Origin of the sequence: Acidisarcina polymorpha (assembly GCF_003330725.1) — a bacterium.
In the GTDB taxonomy this organism is placed as follows: domain Bacteria; phylum Acidobacteriota; class Terriglobia; order Terriglobales; family Acidobacteriaceae; genus Acidisarcina; species Acidisarcina polymorpha.
Map to the genome: position 1 here is coordinate 4,798,560 of NZ_CP030840.1, position 16,392 is coordinate 4,814,951.

14 protein-coding genes and 1 tRNA gene are annotated in these 16,392 nt (G+C 57.0%); 9 read left to right on the plus strand and 6 right to left on the minus strand.

Annotated elements, in window-relative coordinates; translation table 11 throughout:
* Positions 1-41 precede the first annotated feature (41 nt).
* Together ACPOL_RS20250 and ACPOL_RS20255 are read right to left on the minus strand one after the other, a co-directional pair.
* Positions 42-1,739, minus strand: coding sequence for a GH39 family glycosyl hydrolase (locus ACPOL_RS20250; protein ID WP_201758912.1), 1,698 nt, complete (start codon positions 1,737-1,739; stop codon positions 42-44).
* Between the two features lie 45 nt (positions 1,740-1,784).
* On the minus strand, positions 1,785-1,973 hold the full coding sequence (locus ACPOL_RS20255) for a hypothetical protein (RefSeq protein WP_114208658.1): 189 nt from the start codon (positions 1,971-1,973) through the stop codon (positions 1,785-1,787).
* 98 nt (positions 1,974-2,071) lie between these two features.
* Here ACPOL_RS20255 and ACPOL_RS20260 point away from each other — a divergent pair, with 98 nt between their 5' ends.
* Positions 2,072-2,860, plus strand: a complete 789-nt coding sequence (locus ACPOL_RS20260) for a dienelactone hydrolase family protein (protein ID WP_114208659.1) — start codon at positions 2,072-2,074, stop codon at positions 2,858-2,860.
* Positions 2,861-2,864: 4 nt separating this feature from the next.
* Here the strand turns inward: ACPOL_RS20260 and ACPOL_RS20265 are convergent, their stop codons facing one another.
* Complete coding sequence (locus ACPOL_RS20265) at positions 2,865-3,473, minus strand: Uma2 family endonuclease (RefSeq protein WP_114208660.1); 609 nt, start codon at positions 3,471-3,473, stop codon at positions 2,865-2,867.
* Between the two features lie 104 nt (positions 3,474-3,577).
* A complete protein-coding gene (rpoD, locus tag ACPOL_RS20270) occupies positions 3,578-5,278 on the minus strand; it encodes an RNA polymerase sigma factor RpoD (RefSeq protein WP_114208661.1) in 1,701 nt (566 codons plus the stop codon).
* 427 nt (positions 5,279-5,705) lie between these two features.
* Between rpoD and dprA the strand changes: the two genes are divergently transcribed.
* The 8 genes from dprA to ACPOL_RS20310 all read left to right on the plus strand — a co-directional run bounded on the left by dprA (position 5,706) and on the right by ACPOL_RS20310 (position 14,725).
* Positions 5,706-6,944, plus strand: coding sequence for a DNA-processing protein DprA (dprA, locus tag ACPOL_RS20275; RefSeq protein ID WP_338026685.1), 1,239 nt, complete (start codon positions 5,706-5,708; stop codon positions 6,942-6,944).
* Between the two features lie 209 nt (positions 6,945-7,153).
* Complete coding sequence (gene topA, locus ACPOL_RS20280) at positions 7,154-9,781, plus strand: type I DNA topoisomerase (RefSeq protein WP_114208662.1); 2,628 nt, start codon at positions 7,154-7,156, stop codon at positions 9,779-9,781.
* A 108-nt stretch (positions 9,782-9,889) separates the two neighbouring features.
* Complete coding sequence (locus tag ACPOL_RS20285; RefSeq protein ID WP_114208663.1) at positions 9,890-10,255, plus strand: hypothetical protein; 366 nt, start codon at positions 9,890-9,892, stop codon at positions 10,253-10,255.
* Positions 10,256-10,412: 157 nt separating this feature from the next.
* On the plus strand, positions 10,413-11,615 hold the full coding sequence (locus ACPOL_RS20290; protein WP_114208664.1) for a glycosyltransferase family 4 protein: 1,203 nt from the start codon (positions 10,413-10,415) through the stop codon (positions 11,613-11,615).
* Between the two features lie 90 nt (positions 11,616-11,705).
* Positions 11,706-11,990, plus strand: a complete 285-nt coding sequence (locus tag ACPOL_RS20295; RefSeq protein WP_114208665.1) for a DUF427 domain-containing protein — start codon at positions 11,706-11,708, stop codon at positions 11,988-11,990.
* 402 nt (positions 11,991-12,392) lie between these two features.
* Positions 12,393-13,775, plus strand: coding sequence for a signal recognition particle protein (ffh, locus tag ACPOL_RS20300; RefSeq protein ID WP_114208666.1), 1,383 nt, complete (start codon positions 12,393-12,395; stop codon positions 13,773-13,775).
* Positions 13,776-13,790: 15 nt separating this feature from the next.
* A complete protein-coding gene (locus ACPOL_RS20305) occupies positions 13,791-14,456 on the plus strand; it encodes a peroxiredoxin-like family protein (RefSeq protein WP_114208667.1) in 666 nt (221 codons plus the stop codon).
* A 192-nt stretch (positions 14,457-14,648) separates the two neighbouring features.
* Positions 14,649-14,725: transfer RNA gene (locus tag ACPOL_RS20310), tRNA-Met, on the plus strand.
* Positions 14,726-14,817: 92 nt separating this feature from the next.
* Here ACPOL_RS20310 and ACPOL_RS20315 read toward each other — a convergent pair.
* Positions 14,818-16,113: a tyrosine-type recombinase/integrase gene (locus ACPOL_RS20315; protein ID WP_114208668.1), complete on the minus strand. Its 1,296-nt coding sequence runs from the start codon at positions 16,111-16,113 to the stop codon at positions 14,818-14,820.
* The gene (locus ACPOL_RS36420; RefSeq protein ID WP_114208669.1) at positions 16,110-16,370 is read right to left on the minus strand and encodes a helix-turn-helix domain-containing protein; all 261 of its coding nucleotides are present in this window, start codon (positions 16,368-16,370) and stop codon (positions 16,110-16,112) included. The genes ACPOL_RS20315 and ACPOL_RS36420 overlap by 4 nt, the downstream gene beginning before the upstream one ends.
* Positions 16,371-16,392: the final 22 nt, after the last annotated feature.

Below are 16,392 nucleotides of genomic sequence, written 5' to 3' on the forward strand. Positions count from 1 at the left end.
TAAGGGTGGCCTCGTTTTCTTCAACGGATCGCGCGGTTTCGTTACCAGGAAATCCGAACCAGCGCCAACGCATTCGCCGGAAGACTCAAGGGGAGGTGCAGTCCGTCTGGATCGACTGTCATCCAGAATGGCGAGCTCTCCAGCTGCAACTGACCGGCCGCCTCGAGCGATCTATATTGTTCGGGAGTGGGTTGCTGGGGACTGCCCAGCCTCTGCCAGGCGTTAAAGCTGTTGCTGTGGCTGGAATCCACGCGAAAGACTTCAACCAGTACGCGCCGCGCATCTTCCGGGAGGCGGTCGACGCTGAGGCGGACGTTTGCGTCCGATCCGGGAAGATCATCGTCGTGGTAGTTCAGCAGCAGAACCTCCACTTCCCGATCCTTGCCCGTGGCGAGCGCGTCGATGTCTGGTAGCGAACGGACGCCGGACGCCTCGATTTGCCGCGCCGGAATGGCGGCATCGCTATTCACCGCATATCGGGACTCGGATAATAATCCGAGCATACGAAAGGAATTCAGTACCGGCTTGTCGAGGCCGTTCGTGGCGAGTTCTCGAAGCCCTTCGAAATATGGCTGGTTGTCGAACTGAAAAGCCCAGGTGACCGCACCGGCAAAATTCACGCCATCCTCTCGCGCCAGTTCCATGGTGCTCTTATAGGCCAAGGCCGTATAAGTCGCATAGAGAGGTCCATTGCGGTAGCCGTTTTGGGGATTGCCTTTGGCGGAGCACGCGGCGCAACCCTCTGGGTCCCATTCCCCCATGATGATGGGGGTCTTCCGCCATTCGGGGAAGTCGGCGACTATCTTGAAGCCGCGGTCGACTGCCGCGAGCTGATTGCTCAGCCCCATCTGCACGTGGTCGCCTAGCCACTTTGGAGAACCCTTTGGATGGAAGCTGATGAAGGCAAGCGGCGCTCCAGTTTTGCCGGTGGCGGAGTTGGTCCCGTGCGAGCAATGCTCTAAGAAGGCGCGCAGAAAGGCCGCGGCCTTGTCATTGGCGGGACCGGTCGATTCGGGTCCGCCCACCCGCGCAAAGGGCACTGCACGAAGCACCGCGGCCGCCGAGTAGTCATACAGCTTAAAGTATTCTTCGGGCGTACCATGCCAATAGCCGATGTCCGGTTCGTTCCATACCTCCCATAGCCAGGTTTTCACCGCCGCGTCCCCGTAGCGTTGCCGGAGGTGTTGGGCGAAGCGGAAGACCAACTCGCCCCATTTCTCATAGTCTTTTGGAGGGTAGCTCCAGCCGGTAAAAACGCTGCCCTGAGGGAAGCTATGCCGGTACGGCGGCGGCCCGGTGGTCATCGCCTCGGGCATAAATCCGATCTCGACGAGCGGCCGCACCCCGGCGTCACGGTAATCGTCGAAGATGCGATCGACAATCTTCCAATCGTAGACCGGCTTGCCGTTGGCATCTTCGCTATAGGCATTGGTCGAGCCCCACTTCAGCGAGCCCTTTCCATCTCCGCTGGTCAGCAGATTATGAGTGCGAATATAAACCGGGACCGGGCTGAGCGCCGCCAGCTCCTTGAGCAGCTTTCTTCCGTTTTCGCTCTCGGTAAAGTTGGGCTCGTCATAGCCAAAGTAGCTCCATGCCCGAGGTAAGATTCCATCGGTGGCTGATGCGTCGACGCGGACTTCTACCGATGGGGGGGTATTCCTCTGGCCGTGGAGTAGACAAGAACCCAACATCATCGCCACGCACACCAGCAGGCGAGTCTCACTCGAGCGATTGCGCATCGACACCGAACCTCGTTCTTAGTTAGGAGAGTGGCAGTAAGAAGTTTACTGCAGGCGGTTCCACTTTTTCCGCCAGACGGCGCCGGCCACAAGAAAAAGGAGCGCTACTCCGACGGCGGCCAGCGCATGGTTGCGATGATCCAGGTGCAGAGCGAGCGCGGCATCGAGCAGCCAAACGCCAGAGCCGATGTACCAGATCCAGTAGTTGCGCAGTTGGGAGGAACCGGGTCTCAAGGGAGCACTCTCCGTGCGATCTTGGCATTCATTCTTAATGACGCCTATTGTAGACTCGGGTTTGCGATCCGCTCGACTCGCCTTGTGAGGAGAACAACATGATTATTCGCGAAGAAGAAGTTGTCGAGCTGACCACCCCGTACGGACCGATGCGTTCTGTGGTCCTGCGTCCCGTGGCGCCGGGAAAATATCCCGGAGTGGTCTTCTATTCGGAAATCTTTCAAATCACCGGACCCATTCGGCGAACCGCCGCGATGCTGGCTGGTCACGGATACCTCGTCGCTATTCCGGAGATTTATCACGAATTTGAGCCAGCTGGGACGGTTTTCGCCTACGATCAAGCCGGGTCGGACCGCGGCAACGTCCTCAAGACCGCCAAAGAACTCGCCAGCTACGATGCCGATGCACGCGCCGTGCTCGACCACCTTAAGTCCCGCTCCGATTGTACGGGTCAATTAGGCGCAATGGGCATCTGCATCGGTGGTCATCTCGCTTTCCGTGCCGCGATGAACCCCGATGTGCGCGCGGCCGCTTGTTTCTACGCGACCGACATTCACAAGGGCAGCCTGGCGAAGGGGATGCATGACGACTCCTTGGAGAGGGCGAAAGACATTCAGGGCGAACTGCTCATGATTTATGGCCGCCAGGATCCGCATGTCCCGCTCGAAGGCCGCCGGAAGGTCATGGCCAGATTAGACGAGGTGGATGCGCGCTATACGTGGCATGAAGTGAACGGGGCGCACGCGTTTCTCCGGGATGAGGGTGCGCGCTACGATCCGGAACTGGCGTATCAGTGTTATGGACTGGCCTTTGATCTGTTCCACCGCAGGCTGGGCTTTGGGGATCAAAATGCGGAGGTTGTTGGGAGCGGGGAATCACGGCATTGAGGTCTTAGGTCTCGTAGAACCGCCAGACCTTGGCTAGATTGAGGATGAAGCCTTCGACGGGACCGCTTCCGCTGATCAACTCGCCTGACACGATCTGAGCAGCTTGTTCGGGAGCGTAGACCGTGACTTGGCGCTGATAGGGATCGATCAGCCAGGCGAGTCCGGCTCCGTTGGCGATCCAGTTGTCCATCTTGGTGTAGGCCTTGGACAGGCGGTCGGAGCTAGAGAGTAATTCGATGACGAAGTCGGGGCAGTGACGAGCCATCTTCGCGCCCCTGCCGGAACGAGGACCGAGTTTTTCAGGGAGCACGTAGGCGGCGTCGGGGCTCAAGTTGGAGCCGTCGGGGAGAAAAAAGCCGGTGCTTGAATCGTAGACAGCTCCGCGTTCGTGAGTGTCCCACCAAATGCCAAGCTGCTTGATAATCTCCGCGTTCGCTCGACCGGTATCATCCCCGGTTTGTGGGGTCACGATGACTTCTCCTTCTTTGGTGCGCTCCAACTGGAGAAATTCGTTTGCCACGGCGAGAGCTTCGAACTCGTCATCGGATAGAGGCGGATCCCAGGAAATTGTCTCGGGGAGAGCTGCAGGGTCGAGATAGAGCAGAGTGCCCATGGGAGAAGTTTACGCCGAAGAGCAATTTGGCGGCAGAATCAATTCAAGACACAAGAAAGGCCGCGATCGCTCGCGGCCTTTTTGCTTATTCGCCAGAATAACTGTTACATCTCCCGCACACCGTCGACAAACGCTTTTAACTTGCGCGAACGCGAAGGGTGTCGTAACTTGCGCAGCGCCTTGGCTTCGATCTGGCGGATGCGTTCGCGGGTGACCTGGAAGCTCTGGCCGACTTCTTCCAGGGTGTGTTCGGAGCCGTCTTCGAGACCGAAGCGCATCTTGATGACGCGCTCTTCTCTCGGAGTCAGTGTGCGAAGCACCTGCGAGGTGTACTCCTTCAGATTGACGCTGATGACGGCGTCGGAAGGCGAGACGGCCTGGCGGTCTTCGATGAAGTCGCCAAGGTGCGAATCCTCTTCCTCGCCGATCGGTGTCTCGAGCGAAATTGGCTCCTGCGCGATCTTGAGCACCTTGCGGACCTTCGCGACTGGAATGTCCATGCGGCGCGCGATCTCTTCGGAGGTGGGTTCGCGGCCAAGCTCCTGCACCAGCTGACGCGAGGTGCGGATGAGCTTATTGATGGTCTCGATCATGTGGACAGGAATTCGAATAGTCCGGGCCTGGTCCGCGATGGCCCTGGTGATGGCTTGCCGGATCCACCAGGTGGCGTAGGTCGAGAACTTATAGCCGCGGCGGTACTCGAATTTGTCCACCGCCTTCATCAGGCCAATGTTGCCTTCCTGAATCAGATCGAGGAACTGGAGTCCCCGGTTGGTGTACTTCTTCGCGATCGATACAACGAGTCGCAGATTGGCCTCAATCAGCTCGCGCTTGGCCTGCTCGGCGTCCATATCGCCTTGGATCATCTCGCGCTGGGTGCGTTTGAGCTCGGCGATGGTCAGTCCGGCATCATGCTCCAGCTTCTCGAGATCGATCTTGCAGTTCCGCTGCTGACGCCGGTATTCCTTGCGCAGCTCTTCGCTCTTCGACTGATCGTGCTTCGAATCGAGCGACTTAATCTGCCGCTCGAGCGTCCGCATGGCGTCGACGGTCTTGTTCACCTTGTCGAGCAGCCGTTTGCGCTCGGCATTGGTGTATTTCAACTCCCGAACGATGCGAGAGACGTAGACCTTTTCCCGGGCAATCGCCCAACGCGTCTTACGTTGATCGCGCGCCTTGGCCTTGGCGTCTTTGCCGAGGGGGTTGTCGTACTTTTCGTTGAGCAGCGCCGCCTTTTTCTGGTGCTTGACCATTGCGTCGATGCGGCCTACGGTCTGGCGCACCCGGCTCTGCAGGATCTCTTCGGTAATCTCCTCTTCATCGAAGATCACCACTTCTTTGACGTTGCGCACACCGCGCTTGAGGTCATCGCTCAGCGCGATCACTTCGCGAATCACGATGGGGGAGCGAGAAATCGCCTTCAGTACGCGCAGCTGTCCGCGTTCAATGCGCTTGGCGATTTCTACCTCGCCTTCGCGGGTGAGCAACGGCACGGTGCCCATTTCGCGCAGGTACATGCGAACGGGGTCGTTTGTCTTTTCGAGTGTTCCCGGCGTGAGGTCTAGTTCAACGTCCTCGCCATCTTCGGCATCTGGATCGAACTTGTCGGCGCCGAACTTCGGCCCGTCTTCGCTGATGTCGATCCCTTGAGTACCGATGGTGGTGATGAGATCGTCGAGGTCATCGGGGGAATGCAGGTCGCCGGGAATGAGATCGTTGACCTCGTTGTAGGTCAAATATCCCTTTTCCTTGCCTGTATCGATGAGTTTCTGTATGTCGTCTTCGTACTTGTCTTCTATGGCCAAGCGAGTTCAATCTCCCGCGTCAATTTTTGGGTCTGTCCCTGTTTTTCGGGTAGGACGAGGTGCGATTGAGGCCGCTAAGGCATATCCCGGTGCGCAAGGGCGCTGTGGGAAGTTGGCGCACGTCTACCAAATACAACCAGAATAGCACGTTTCTATGGGGCAACTCGGCCCATGGCCGGAGAAATCGGCGGAAACTGTATATCTGCTGAGGACGGACATTCATTTAGACGTCTTCGGCAACAAATCGATTCATTTTAGGAACTTGCCTCCTCTTGAGATCCCGACATCCATGTTTGAAGCCGCACTACGCTTGACACCGCCTTAGGATGACGCTACTCTCGCCGCACCTCTCTTCTACACAGATCGGTTACAGGATTCGCGGCGCGTCCTCACTCGCCACCGCGATCCCAGAGCCATGGAGCTTCGCATGGAATTTCCTGCCGACCCGGCAAACGCGGCTTTGCCCGTCCCGCCGGGCCCCGCCACTCCTTTGGCCTCGGGTTCCAGCCCGGTCACACCCAACCCGATGCAGCTCGCCTGGCTAGCGCTGACGCTGGCGCCGGGGCTTGGACCAAGGCGAATCCTTCAAGCGGTGGCGAGCGTAGGCAAGGTAACTCGCATCTTCGACTTGTCCCTGACCGACTTGGAGGCGCTCCGCTTTCCTGCGGCCGCGGTGCAGTATATCTCGGGCGGACAGGCGCTGAACGACGCAGCGGAGGAATGGCAGCGTGTTCAAGCGGAAGGCGCCTCGCTACTGGCGTACTCCGATGAAGCCTATCCGGAGCGCCTGCGGGAAATCTTCGATCCTCCGCCGTTACTCTGGGTACATGGGGACGTGAAGTTGCTGATTCAGCCGGCCATCGCGGTGGTCGGCACACGACATCCCACTCCCTATGGACTGGGGATGGCAGAGATGCTCTCGCGCGACCTGGCTTTGCGCGGCCTGATCGTTCTGAGCGGTATGGCTCGGGGCGTCGATACCGCCGCGCACAAGGGCGCGCTGGCCGCCCAATCTCCCACAATTGCAATCTGGGGCACGGGCATCGATGTGATCTACCCGAAAGAAAATAAAGCGCTTGCCCAGCAAATCCTTGCGGGAGGGGGTGCGATCGTTTCGGAATACAAGCTGGGGACCTTCCCCGCTCCCCAGAATTTTCCACGCCGCAATCGCCTGCTGAGCGGGATCAGCATCGGTGTCCTGGTAGTCGAGGCAGGGGAACATAGCGGCACTAGGGTAACTGCGCGTTGCGCCATCGAGCAGAATCGGGATGTTTATGCCGTTCCCGGCAACGTGACCAATAAAGGCGCATGGGGACCTAACACCCTGATAAAACAGGGCGCGAAGCTGGTCGCCACATGGGAAGATGTCTGGGAGGATCTGCCTTCCCAGGTTCGCCTCCAGCTGGAATCCCGGCTCGGCGCAGAGTGGAGCAGTGAATCCAAAGCGGAAGCGGCCGCATCGTTATTTGAACAAGCACCGCTACCCAGGATCGAGGCGCTGGTGCTTGGCATTCTTCGCCATGATGAGGCATTGCTGCTCGATGAGATCATGGAAAAGCTCGAAACCGAGCTAAGCTCTTCAGAGATCTTTACCGCCTTGTTTGAACTTGAACTGAGCGGCCGGGTTAAGCAACTTCCGGGCAAGAATTACGTCAAGAGCTTCTGAATGCGCTTCTTCGTCGTCTGATTAGCAGATGGACTTCCGCGAAGTCTTCTGCCGGCAGGCGGGGATTTCGAGGAGCGGCGATGGATGGAATTGGCAGGGCGTGATAGCTTCCAGATGACATAACTATCTATGTGGGCTGTTAAATAGCTGGATATCCCTATCGTCTTTATTGCAGAGCAGGGAAGCATCGAAAGCGTAAAGAAGGAAAAATGAGTAAATCTCTTGTGATCGTCGAATCGCCGGCAAAGGCTAAGACGATCAATAAATATCTCGGGAAAGACTACGACGTCGAAGCATCGATTGGTCACATCAAGGATTTGCCTAAGAAGACCATGGGCGTCGACATTGCCGGCGGCACTTTCGAACCCGAACTGATCGTCTCCGACGATAAGGTGAAGCTGGTCGCCCAACTGCGCAAGCTGGCTGCGAAGGCTGACCACGTCTACCTGGCTCCCGATCCTGATCGCGAAGGCGAGGCCATAGCCTACCATCTCGAGCAGGAGTTGAAGGACTTCGCCAAGCGCGGCGCGATTCAGCGTGTGACCTTCAATGAAATCACTCCGAAAGCAGTCAAAGCAGCCTTTGAGCATGCACGGGATGTCAACCGCAACCTGGTAGATGCGCAGCAGACGCGCCGCGTCCTTGACCGGCTGGTCGGCTACGAAATTTCTCCTCTTCTCTGGGACAAGGTGCGCCGCGGACTCTCGGCCGGCCGGGTGCAAACCGTCGCCGTCCGGCTGATCGTCGAACGAGAACGCGAGATCAAGGCGTTCAATCCAGTGGAGTACTGGACGATTGACGCATTGCTCCATCCGGCCCCTAAGGGCATGGACTTCACCGCCCGTTTCATCGGAATTGACGGCAAGAAGTCCGAAGTGCCAACGGTGGGCGCACCAGCGCTGCCCGATGGAGTGACGGCCAAATCAGTCGTCGTCCAACTGGAAAAAGCAAAATGGCGCGTCCGCACAGTGGAGAAGAAGGAGCGGCGCAAGTCACCCGCCGCGCCCTTCACAACCAGTAAGTTGCAGCAAGACGCATCTCGCCAACTCGGATTTAACGTGAAGCGCACGATGGGTGTCGCGCAGCGGCTCTATGAGGGACTTGAACTCGGCCCCCGGGGTAGTGTCGGCCTCATTACTTACATGCGTACTGATTCCACCCGCGTCTCCCCCGACGCCCTGAACGACGTTCGTGCCTACGTCGAGAAGAAGATCGGCAAGCACTATCTCCCTGCACAGGCAAATGCCTACAAATCCAAAAAGGACGCTCAGGACGCCCACGAAGCGGTCCGTCCGACAGACGTTTCACTGAACCCGGAGGAGATCAAGCAGTACTTGTCCGACGAGCAATACAAGCTCTATCGCCTGATTTGGCAACGGTTTGTCGCATCTCAGATGGTCCCGGCCATCTATGACCAGACCACTGTCGACATTGAAGCCAAGGCGGACCGCAGCTATGATTTCCGGGTGAGCGGGTCGGTGCTCAAGTTCGATGGCTTCCTCAAGGTTTACGAAGAGGCAAAGGACAAGAAGGACGACGACGACGAGGCGCTTGAGAACAAACTTCCCGAGTTGAACAATGGCCAGGCACTGGCTTTGAACTCGGTGAAGGCGGACGAACACTACACCGAGCCGCCCCCGCGCTATAACGAAGCTTCGCTGGTCAAGGAACTTGAGGAGCGTGGAATCGGCAGGCCGTCAACCTACGCCTCGATTATCAACACCATTCAGGACCGCGAATACGTCACGAAGCTGCCGCCGACCGGTCGCTCCGGCCGGTTCTATCCGACTGAGATCGGCGTAGTAGTTACGGAGTTGCTGGTTAAGAACTTCCCTTACATCTTTGATACTCAGTACACCGCCAGGCTCGAGGAAGAACTCGATAGCGTTGAAGGCGGCACGGAGAAGGGAACTGCCCTGCTTACCGGTTTTTACGGCCACTTGAGCAAAGAACTCGAGCATGCCAGCGAAAACATGGAAGACATCAAGCGCATGGAGAAAGCGACCGATGAGATCTGTGATCTCTGCGGCTCGCCGCTGGTGTTGAAGTGGGGGAAATTTGGCTCGTTCTACGCCTGCAGCGCCTATGACAAGAAGAAGGAGGGCAGCTGCACCTTCACCAAAGAGAACTTCGCCGCCAAGCCGGACCTCAATACTGCTGAAGCCCAGGATGCTGAGGAAAAAGAGGAATACTGCGAGGCTTGCGGGCGAGTGATGGTGCTGAAACGAGGGCGCTTCGGCATGTTCATGGCCTGTCCTGGTTATAACGAAGATCCGCCGTGCAAGACCACCCGCAAGCTTGATCAGAAGGTCCAGCAGAAACCCCCGGTTCCGCTCGAAGAGGATTGTCCGAAGTGCGGCAAACAACTGGTATTGCGCAACGGCCAATATGGCGAATTCGTGAGCTGCTCTGGCTATCCTAAGTGCAAATACATCAAACAGAACTTCATCGGCGTAAAGTGCCCGCAGTGTGGTGACGGGGACCTCATCGAGAAGAAAGCGCGTCGCGGCAATCTTTTCTACGGTTGTTCGAACTATCCGAAATGCGACTTTACTTCCAACAATAAGCCCGTCGACCAGAAGTGCCCAGAATGCGGCAGCCCTTATCTGCTTGAGAAGACCTTGAAGTCTGGCGTTTTCCTGGTTTGCCCCAACAACAAGAAGAGTGCAGTAGAAGAGGAAGCCCCCAAGAAGGGGAAGAAAAAGGCCGAAGACCCGACGGCTGCAATCAGTTGCAGCTTCACCAGACGGATCGCGGATGCGCCTCCGCCTCCGCAATCCGCGCCGCTTCCCACCGCAGCGACTCATGCTCCGCTAGTCGAGCAGCCGATTGGATAAAGGATCGGCTCGGCTCTGCGCCGCGAATAAATTTCACAAGTGGTTAAGCAGAGTTCATAATTACGTTGGCCTGCTTTAGTTGGCCTTCTGGCCTGTGGAGGAAGTGGAATGAAGCGTTTTCTGGCGATAGCCGTTATCTGCAGCGCATCGGCGTTTGCAGCGGACCAAAGTACGAAGCCGATCGATGGCTGGATCAGCGATTCCATGTGTGGCGCCAAGCATGTGGGGAGCGGCGCCGCATGCGTCAAGAAATGTGTCGGGGGCGGTGCGAAGCCGGTGTTTGTCGACGACGCTAAGAAACAGGTTTGGACGATCGACAATCCGGATGCGGTAGCCGGCCACTACGGCCATCACGTAGCCGTCCAGGGCACGATCAATGCAGACGAGAAGAGCGTCCACGTGGCTTCGCTCAGCATGTTGAAGGACCAGGGCGATCAGGCTAAACCGGATGAAATGGGTGGAATGTCGCACTGACCCGACTAGCAAAGCTGCGAAATGAAAGGGCGCTTGATCGCGCCCTTTCATTGTTGATCGAGCGCAACGATCTTCGCGCCCGCCCAGCAGTACATTCCTGGGCGGCTGACAGTCAAAGCACTATACTCTTGAGATCCGCGGAGGAATTACCAGGACATTGAAGATCGCGATTATGACGGAGTCATTTCTGCCCAAGGTGGACGGCATCGTGACGATGCTGACAAAGACAGTCGAATGCCTGCGGCAAAGTGGCGACGAGGTCATCATATTCGCGCCAAGTGGTGGTCCGAGTGAGATATTTGGCGCAGAAGTCGTCGCCATGCCTTCGCTCGCTTTTCCCCTGTACCCGGAACTTCGGCTGGCGCTTCCTCGCACATCGATGCGGCAGAAGCTGCGGGCGTTCCAACCCGACATTCTGCACCTATTTGAGCCCGCACTGCTTGGGGTTGGCGGCATCTACTACAGCCAAGAACTCCACATCCCGCTGGTCGTTTCGTATCACACCAATCTGCCAGCCTACCTGGGCTACTACAAGTTAGGCGCTATCGAGGGCCTCACCTGGAAGCTGATGCGAGAACGCCACCGGCGAGCTTCGCTCAATCTTTGTACCTCGACGGCGATGATCGACGACCTCGGTAATCACGGAGTGGGGCAGCTCGCTCTTTGGGAGCGGGCCGTCGACGCCAACCGCTTTCGTCCGGGAGCCGGAACCTCGGAGATGCGAATTCGTTTAAGCGGCGGCTATCCTGCTGCACCCCTTCTGCTCTATGTCGGCAGGCTCTCTGCAGAGAAGGATGTTGCGCTGCTCAAGGACCTGTTCTCGGTAATTCCGGAGATGCGCCTGGCTATCGTCGGCGACGGACCGCTACGCCCTGAGCTCGAACGGCAATTCGAACACACAGCGACGGTATTTACCGGTTACCTAAAGGGAGACCAACTCGCCAGCGCCTATGCGTCTGCGGATCTTTTCGTGTTGCCTTCACAAACCGAAACGCTTGGCCTGGTGCTGCTCGAATCCATGGCCTCTGGATGCCCTGTGATCGCCTGCCGCGCCGGCGGGGTTCCAGATGCAGTGCAAGATGGGAAAACCGGCTTCCTTTTCGATCCTGACGATCGGGACAGCTTCGCTGCGACAGTTCGTAAGGCCTACTACAGCAACGGCCAACTTACAGCGATCCGGGCTAACGCACGCCGCGATGTCGAACTGCACAGTTGGATCAGCGCCACAGCGAAGCTCAGAGAGCTGTATTGTCAGGTGGTACGAGAGGGCCCAAAAAAGATCAGCAAGGGACCTGTTCCGCTTCCTCGCCGGATTGCCGCCGGCATTGCAAGAGGTACCTTGCGGACCCTATTACCCTAATGTTCAGCAGACTGAACGGGTCGATTGTCCTTAGGCAAAACTATCTGCTAGTGTCAGAAATGAATCTGTTTCACGAGAGAAGAATGCATTATGGCCAAGGCAGTTTGGAACGGTAAGGTAGTCGCGGAGAGCAGCACAACGGAAACGGTGGAAGGAAATGTCTATTTTCCTGACGGTTCGTTAGTTCGCGAGTTTTTTCGTCCGAGCACGACCACATCCTCCTGCCCGTGGAAGGGCCAAGCCCGCTACTACTCATTGTTTATCGATGGACAGGAGAACCCTGATGCAGCCTGGTATTACCCAGATCCAAAGCCAGCTGCACGGAACATTAAAAATTATGTTGCTTTTTGGCGTGGAGTCGAAGTAGAGAAATAGAGGGCGCCTGAATCCTCTTCGCCGGGCGCATCCTCCTGTCAGTCTTTGGGTTTCCAGGAGCAGAGGTCGCATATGGCGCTTGTTGGAGAATTTTGCGGTTCGAACGTAGTCCGTCTTTTGCTTGGAATTTTCATCGTAGTGGGTCTCCTTCTGGCCGCGGGAGTCTGGATTTTCTATTCGCCCGGCCAGGGACGCTCGATCGAGCAACCTATTCAGCGCCCCGCCACCAATCCGTAAAACCACCAAACGCTTGAGATGGGTTCGAGGTCTTTTAGGAGCATCGAATTACCCGTATAGTTTCGCCTAAGGATGCTCCTGCTTCCTTCTAGCGCGAAGCGGTGAACTGGATAGCGTCGAGGCTTACAGGTCGCCCTTTATTCAACTGCTAAACTCAGAGAGTCTATGTTTGATACTCTCTCCGAAAAACTTCAGCGAGCCTTCAAGAACCTTCGCGGTCAGGGAACGATTACCGAGGAAAACATCGGCGAAGCCCTGCGCGAGATCCGCGTCGCATTGCTTGAGGCAGACGTGAACCTTGGCGTTGTCAAGGAACTGATTGAGCACATTCGCGAAAAGGCGGTTGGTCAGCAAGTGATGACCGCGCTTTCACCCACGGAACAGGTCGTTAAGATTGTCAATGATGAGCTCATCGCCATTCTGGGTAAGGATACGGCTCGCTTCAACTTTGCGTCTCGTCCGCCAACCGTAATCCTGATGGCCGGTCTGCAAGGTTCAGGTAAGACAACGACTTCTGGCAAGTTGGCCGCCTGGCTGCAAAAGGGCGGTCATCGCCCTATGCTGGTTTCGGTGGACGTGTACCGGCCGGCTGCTCGTGAGCAGCTCAAGATCGTAGCCGGCTCGATCAAGGCAAATCTCTATGAAGGCGACCTTAAGGGCGAAAATCCCGGGCCCGACCTGGTCGAGCGCCTGGCCAGAGAGGCTCGGCGCGACGCAGTGAACTCGGGCTGCGACACCCTGATCGTCGACACCGCTGGACGCCTCGCGCTGGACGACGATCTGATGAAAGAAATGGAGCGGCTCAAGAAATTGCTTGCTCCGCAAGAAATTCTGTTCGTCGCTGATGCGATGACCGGCCAGGACGCAGTGAATTCGGCAGATGCTTTCCATAAGCGGCTGGCGCTCACCGGAGTCGTTCTCACCAAGATGGACGGAGATGCACGCGGCGGCGCAGCCCTCTCCATCCGCCACGTCACCGGACAGCCAATTAAGTTCATAGGAACGGGCGAAAGGCCTGACGCCTTCGAAGCCTTTCACCCTGACCGCATTGTGAGCCGAATCCTCGGCATGGGCGACATCATGTCGCTGATCGAGAGAGCGGAAGAAAAGCTCGATAAGAAAAAGTCGGAAGAGTTCGCAAAGAAAGCTCTCTCCGGTGACGGGTTTTCGCTTGAAGACTTCCGAGATCAACTCCGTCAAATCCGCAAACTCGGTTCGCTGCAAAGCATTATGAAGATGCTGCCGTCGATTGGGCCATTTCAGGGAATCCAGCAGATGGCGGACCAAGTCGATGAGAACCAGTTCGTTCGTGTAGAAGCTATCATCAACTCGATGACCAAAAAAGAGCGCAACAATCACGAGATTATCTCCGGAAGCCGCCGCAAACGTATCGCCCGTGGCTCCGGCACTTCGGTTCAGGAGGTGAATCAGCTGCTTAAGCAGTATGTGCAGATGAGAAAAATGTTTAAGACGGTTGGGGCAGGAGGAGGCAAACTGCAGCGAAGTTTAATGGGCCAACTCGCGGGTCGGCAAAAGTTCGGCCGCTAGACGGTGCATTCTCCAATGAAAGTTATCAACGCATTGCCTCTTCAAGACATACTCGACGAGATCACCGCCAACACTCGGCAATTGGTGCAGCCGGAGCGCCTTGCGATCAGTGAACGCGCGGTGCAAGAGCTGTTGTTGTCCGGGGTCGAATCGAGGATCCTGCCAGTTGACGCGAAGGCGCCAGCGTTCGAGCTGCAAGATTACACCGGCAAACTCGTCCGCTCCTCTGACTTGCTGGCACTGGGCCCACTAGTTCTAAAGTTCTTTCGCGGACGCTGGTGCCCTTACTGCGCGACCGAACTGGAAGCATGGCGTGACTTGCAGGGCAAGGTGCGCGAACGAGGAGCGATCTTCGTCGCCATCTCTCCGCAAACAATCCGTCATAATGACTTCACAGCGGACCAGCATTCCTTGCCATTTCCCGTGCTCTCCGATCCCGGCTGCGCGGTGGCCGCCAGCTTCGGACTCGTCTACTCCGTGCCTCCCTACCTGCAGAGACACTACCGTAGCATCCTGGTAAATATTCCGTTTGTGAATGGCGATGACAAATGGATCTTGCCGCTTCCCGCGACTTACGTGATCGCGCAGAACGGCGTCATCCTCCGCGCCGAAGCATATGCGGACTTCCGCGTCCGCCCCGAACCGCGAACGATACTCGACATGCTGCCGAATCAGCGCTAGAGCGATCACCAGCCTAATGGAATTCAGGCACGATCTCCTCACATCCGCGTAGAACGATCTCCTTATGTCTGCGTAGACGTTCTCCTTATGTCTGCGTAGATAAGATACCAACGAGCGAAGCTTGATACACCGCCGCGGCGGGTTGGTGTCATGCGGAGTTGACCCTCTCTTCAACGCTTGTTAATATGAAAGTGCGGGGTGGAGCAGCCCGGTAGCTCGTTGGGCTCATAACCCAAAGGTCGTAGGTTCAAATCCTACCCCCGCAACCACTTAGCGAAAACGTCAACCCGGAATAACCCGGTATAACAGCCCTCGTGAATACTCCGAGGGTTTTCGCACGTCTGTGAGGACCTTTTCATGGCTATGCGCTCCTCAGTGCCTTCCTGACAACTCTTGTGTTAGCTTCGCGCTTTGCTTCCATCAGCGCGTTGCCGTACACATTCATTGTGGTCGAGATTTGGGCGTGCCGCATGAGCTTCTGCTGCACTCCCATTGGTGCCCCGGTGTCGTCCAGCCATGACCGATAGGTGTGGCGGAATGTATGCCATCCGACACTCCCGTACTTCCCAGCTGCCTCCCAGCGCTCATCATGCAAGGGCAAACGACCGCCGTTCGGAACCGCGCCTTCCTGCCGGCACCAAACGCCCATCCCAGCCCCGCACGTGGGGCACGCAACCAAACAGCATCCGGCAGGACGGATATAGTCCTGCTGCGCCGGAGCTGTGTGGTAATGACGCCCTGTGACGTGGCTTGGGAACATCAACTCCAACCCGGTAAACCGGGTTGGATCGGCGGATTTCCGCTTCCATTCAAGAAGAGCGGTTGCGAAATCAGGGTCTAGCGGAAGCTCGTCTTCCGAATACTCGGTCTTCACAGCCTTGATGCGACCGTGAACGACCGCTCGGACGATCCTCATGCTGAGGTTCTCGAAGTCGATGTCATCCCATTCGAGGGCCAGAACCTCTTCAGCTCTGAGACCGGTACACTGAGCCACCACGACCATCGTCCGGTAAGGCTCAGGCAGCAGCGAGAGGATGAGGTAATACTGGTCAACGGTGAGGACAACGGGCTTCTTGCGGCGCTTGCTGATGCCCTTGACTTCCACCAATTCCATTGGATTCCGCTGCCAGTCAACCATCTCCCACAGCATGGCTTTCTCGTACAAACGGTGCATGATCGCCTTGAGGTGGCCTTTGGTTTTCGGCGCGGCATCCAAGTTCCTCAGCCATTCCTGGATGCTCAACGGCTTCATCCGAGTGATGCGGGTGGTTCCCCACTTCGCACGCACACGCTTGATGACGCTGAGGTAAGAAATGACTGTTGAGTAGCTGAGTTCGCCGTCCGCATCCGAACGATCCCCCGGCCGCCGCTTCTTGATTTCGAGCATGCGCTCTTCGTCGATAAAGCGGTCCAGGACAGCGGAGAACGTCGGTTCTAAAACGGCTAGCGTTGGGTTTTCAGCGTTGAGTTTTAGCACGAAAGCCTCCACATGCCGCTCGACCGCGACCTGCGTTGGAAACTGTTCTGTGCTCAGATACATCGACTTTTCCTTGCCGGTCGTGGGGTCTTTGTAGCGGTACTCCCACGCCGTCTTGTTGTTGGCCCTCGGCACTCGCCGAAGGTATCCACGTTGAAAGCGTTGCCGTGTGAACTTCAAGGATGTTGCTCCTGTCCAGTCAGCGCGGCGTGATCGGTTGTATTCGAGTTTATTCCATGCTCCAGCCAGGAATTGAGCGAACTCAGGCGGAAACGCCAGCGTTTTCCTACTTTGAAGGCCGGAACTTCTCTGTGCCGCGCTTTGATTTCTAGGGTCTTCCAGTGCATTCCCAGAATCACTGCCGCCTCTTGGAGATCCAAAAGAGGTTCGAAGGCAGAACGGTACGTTTGGGGGGCTGCTTTCGGAGTGGACAACATGATCTACCTCGCAACTCGGCAG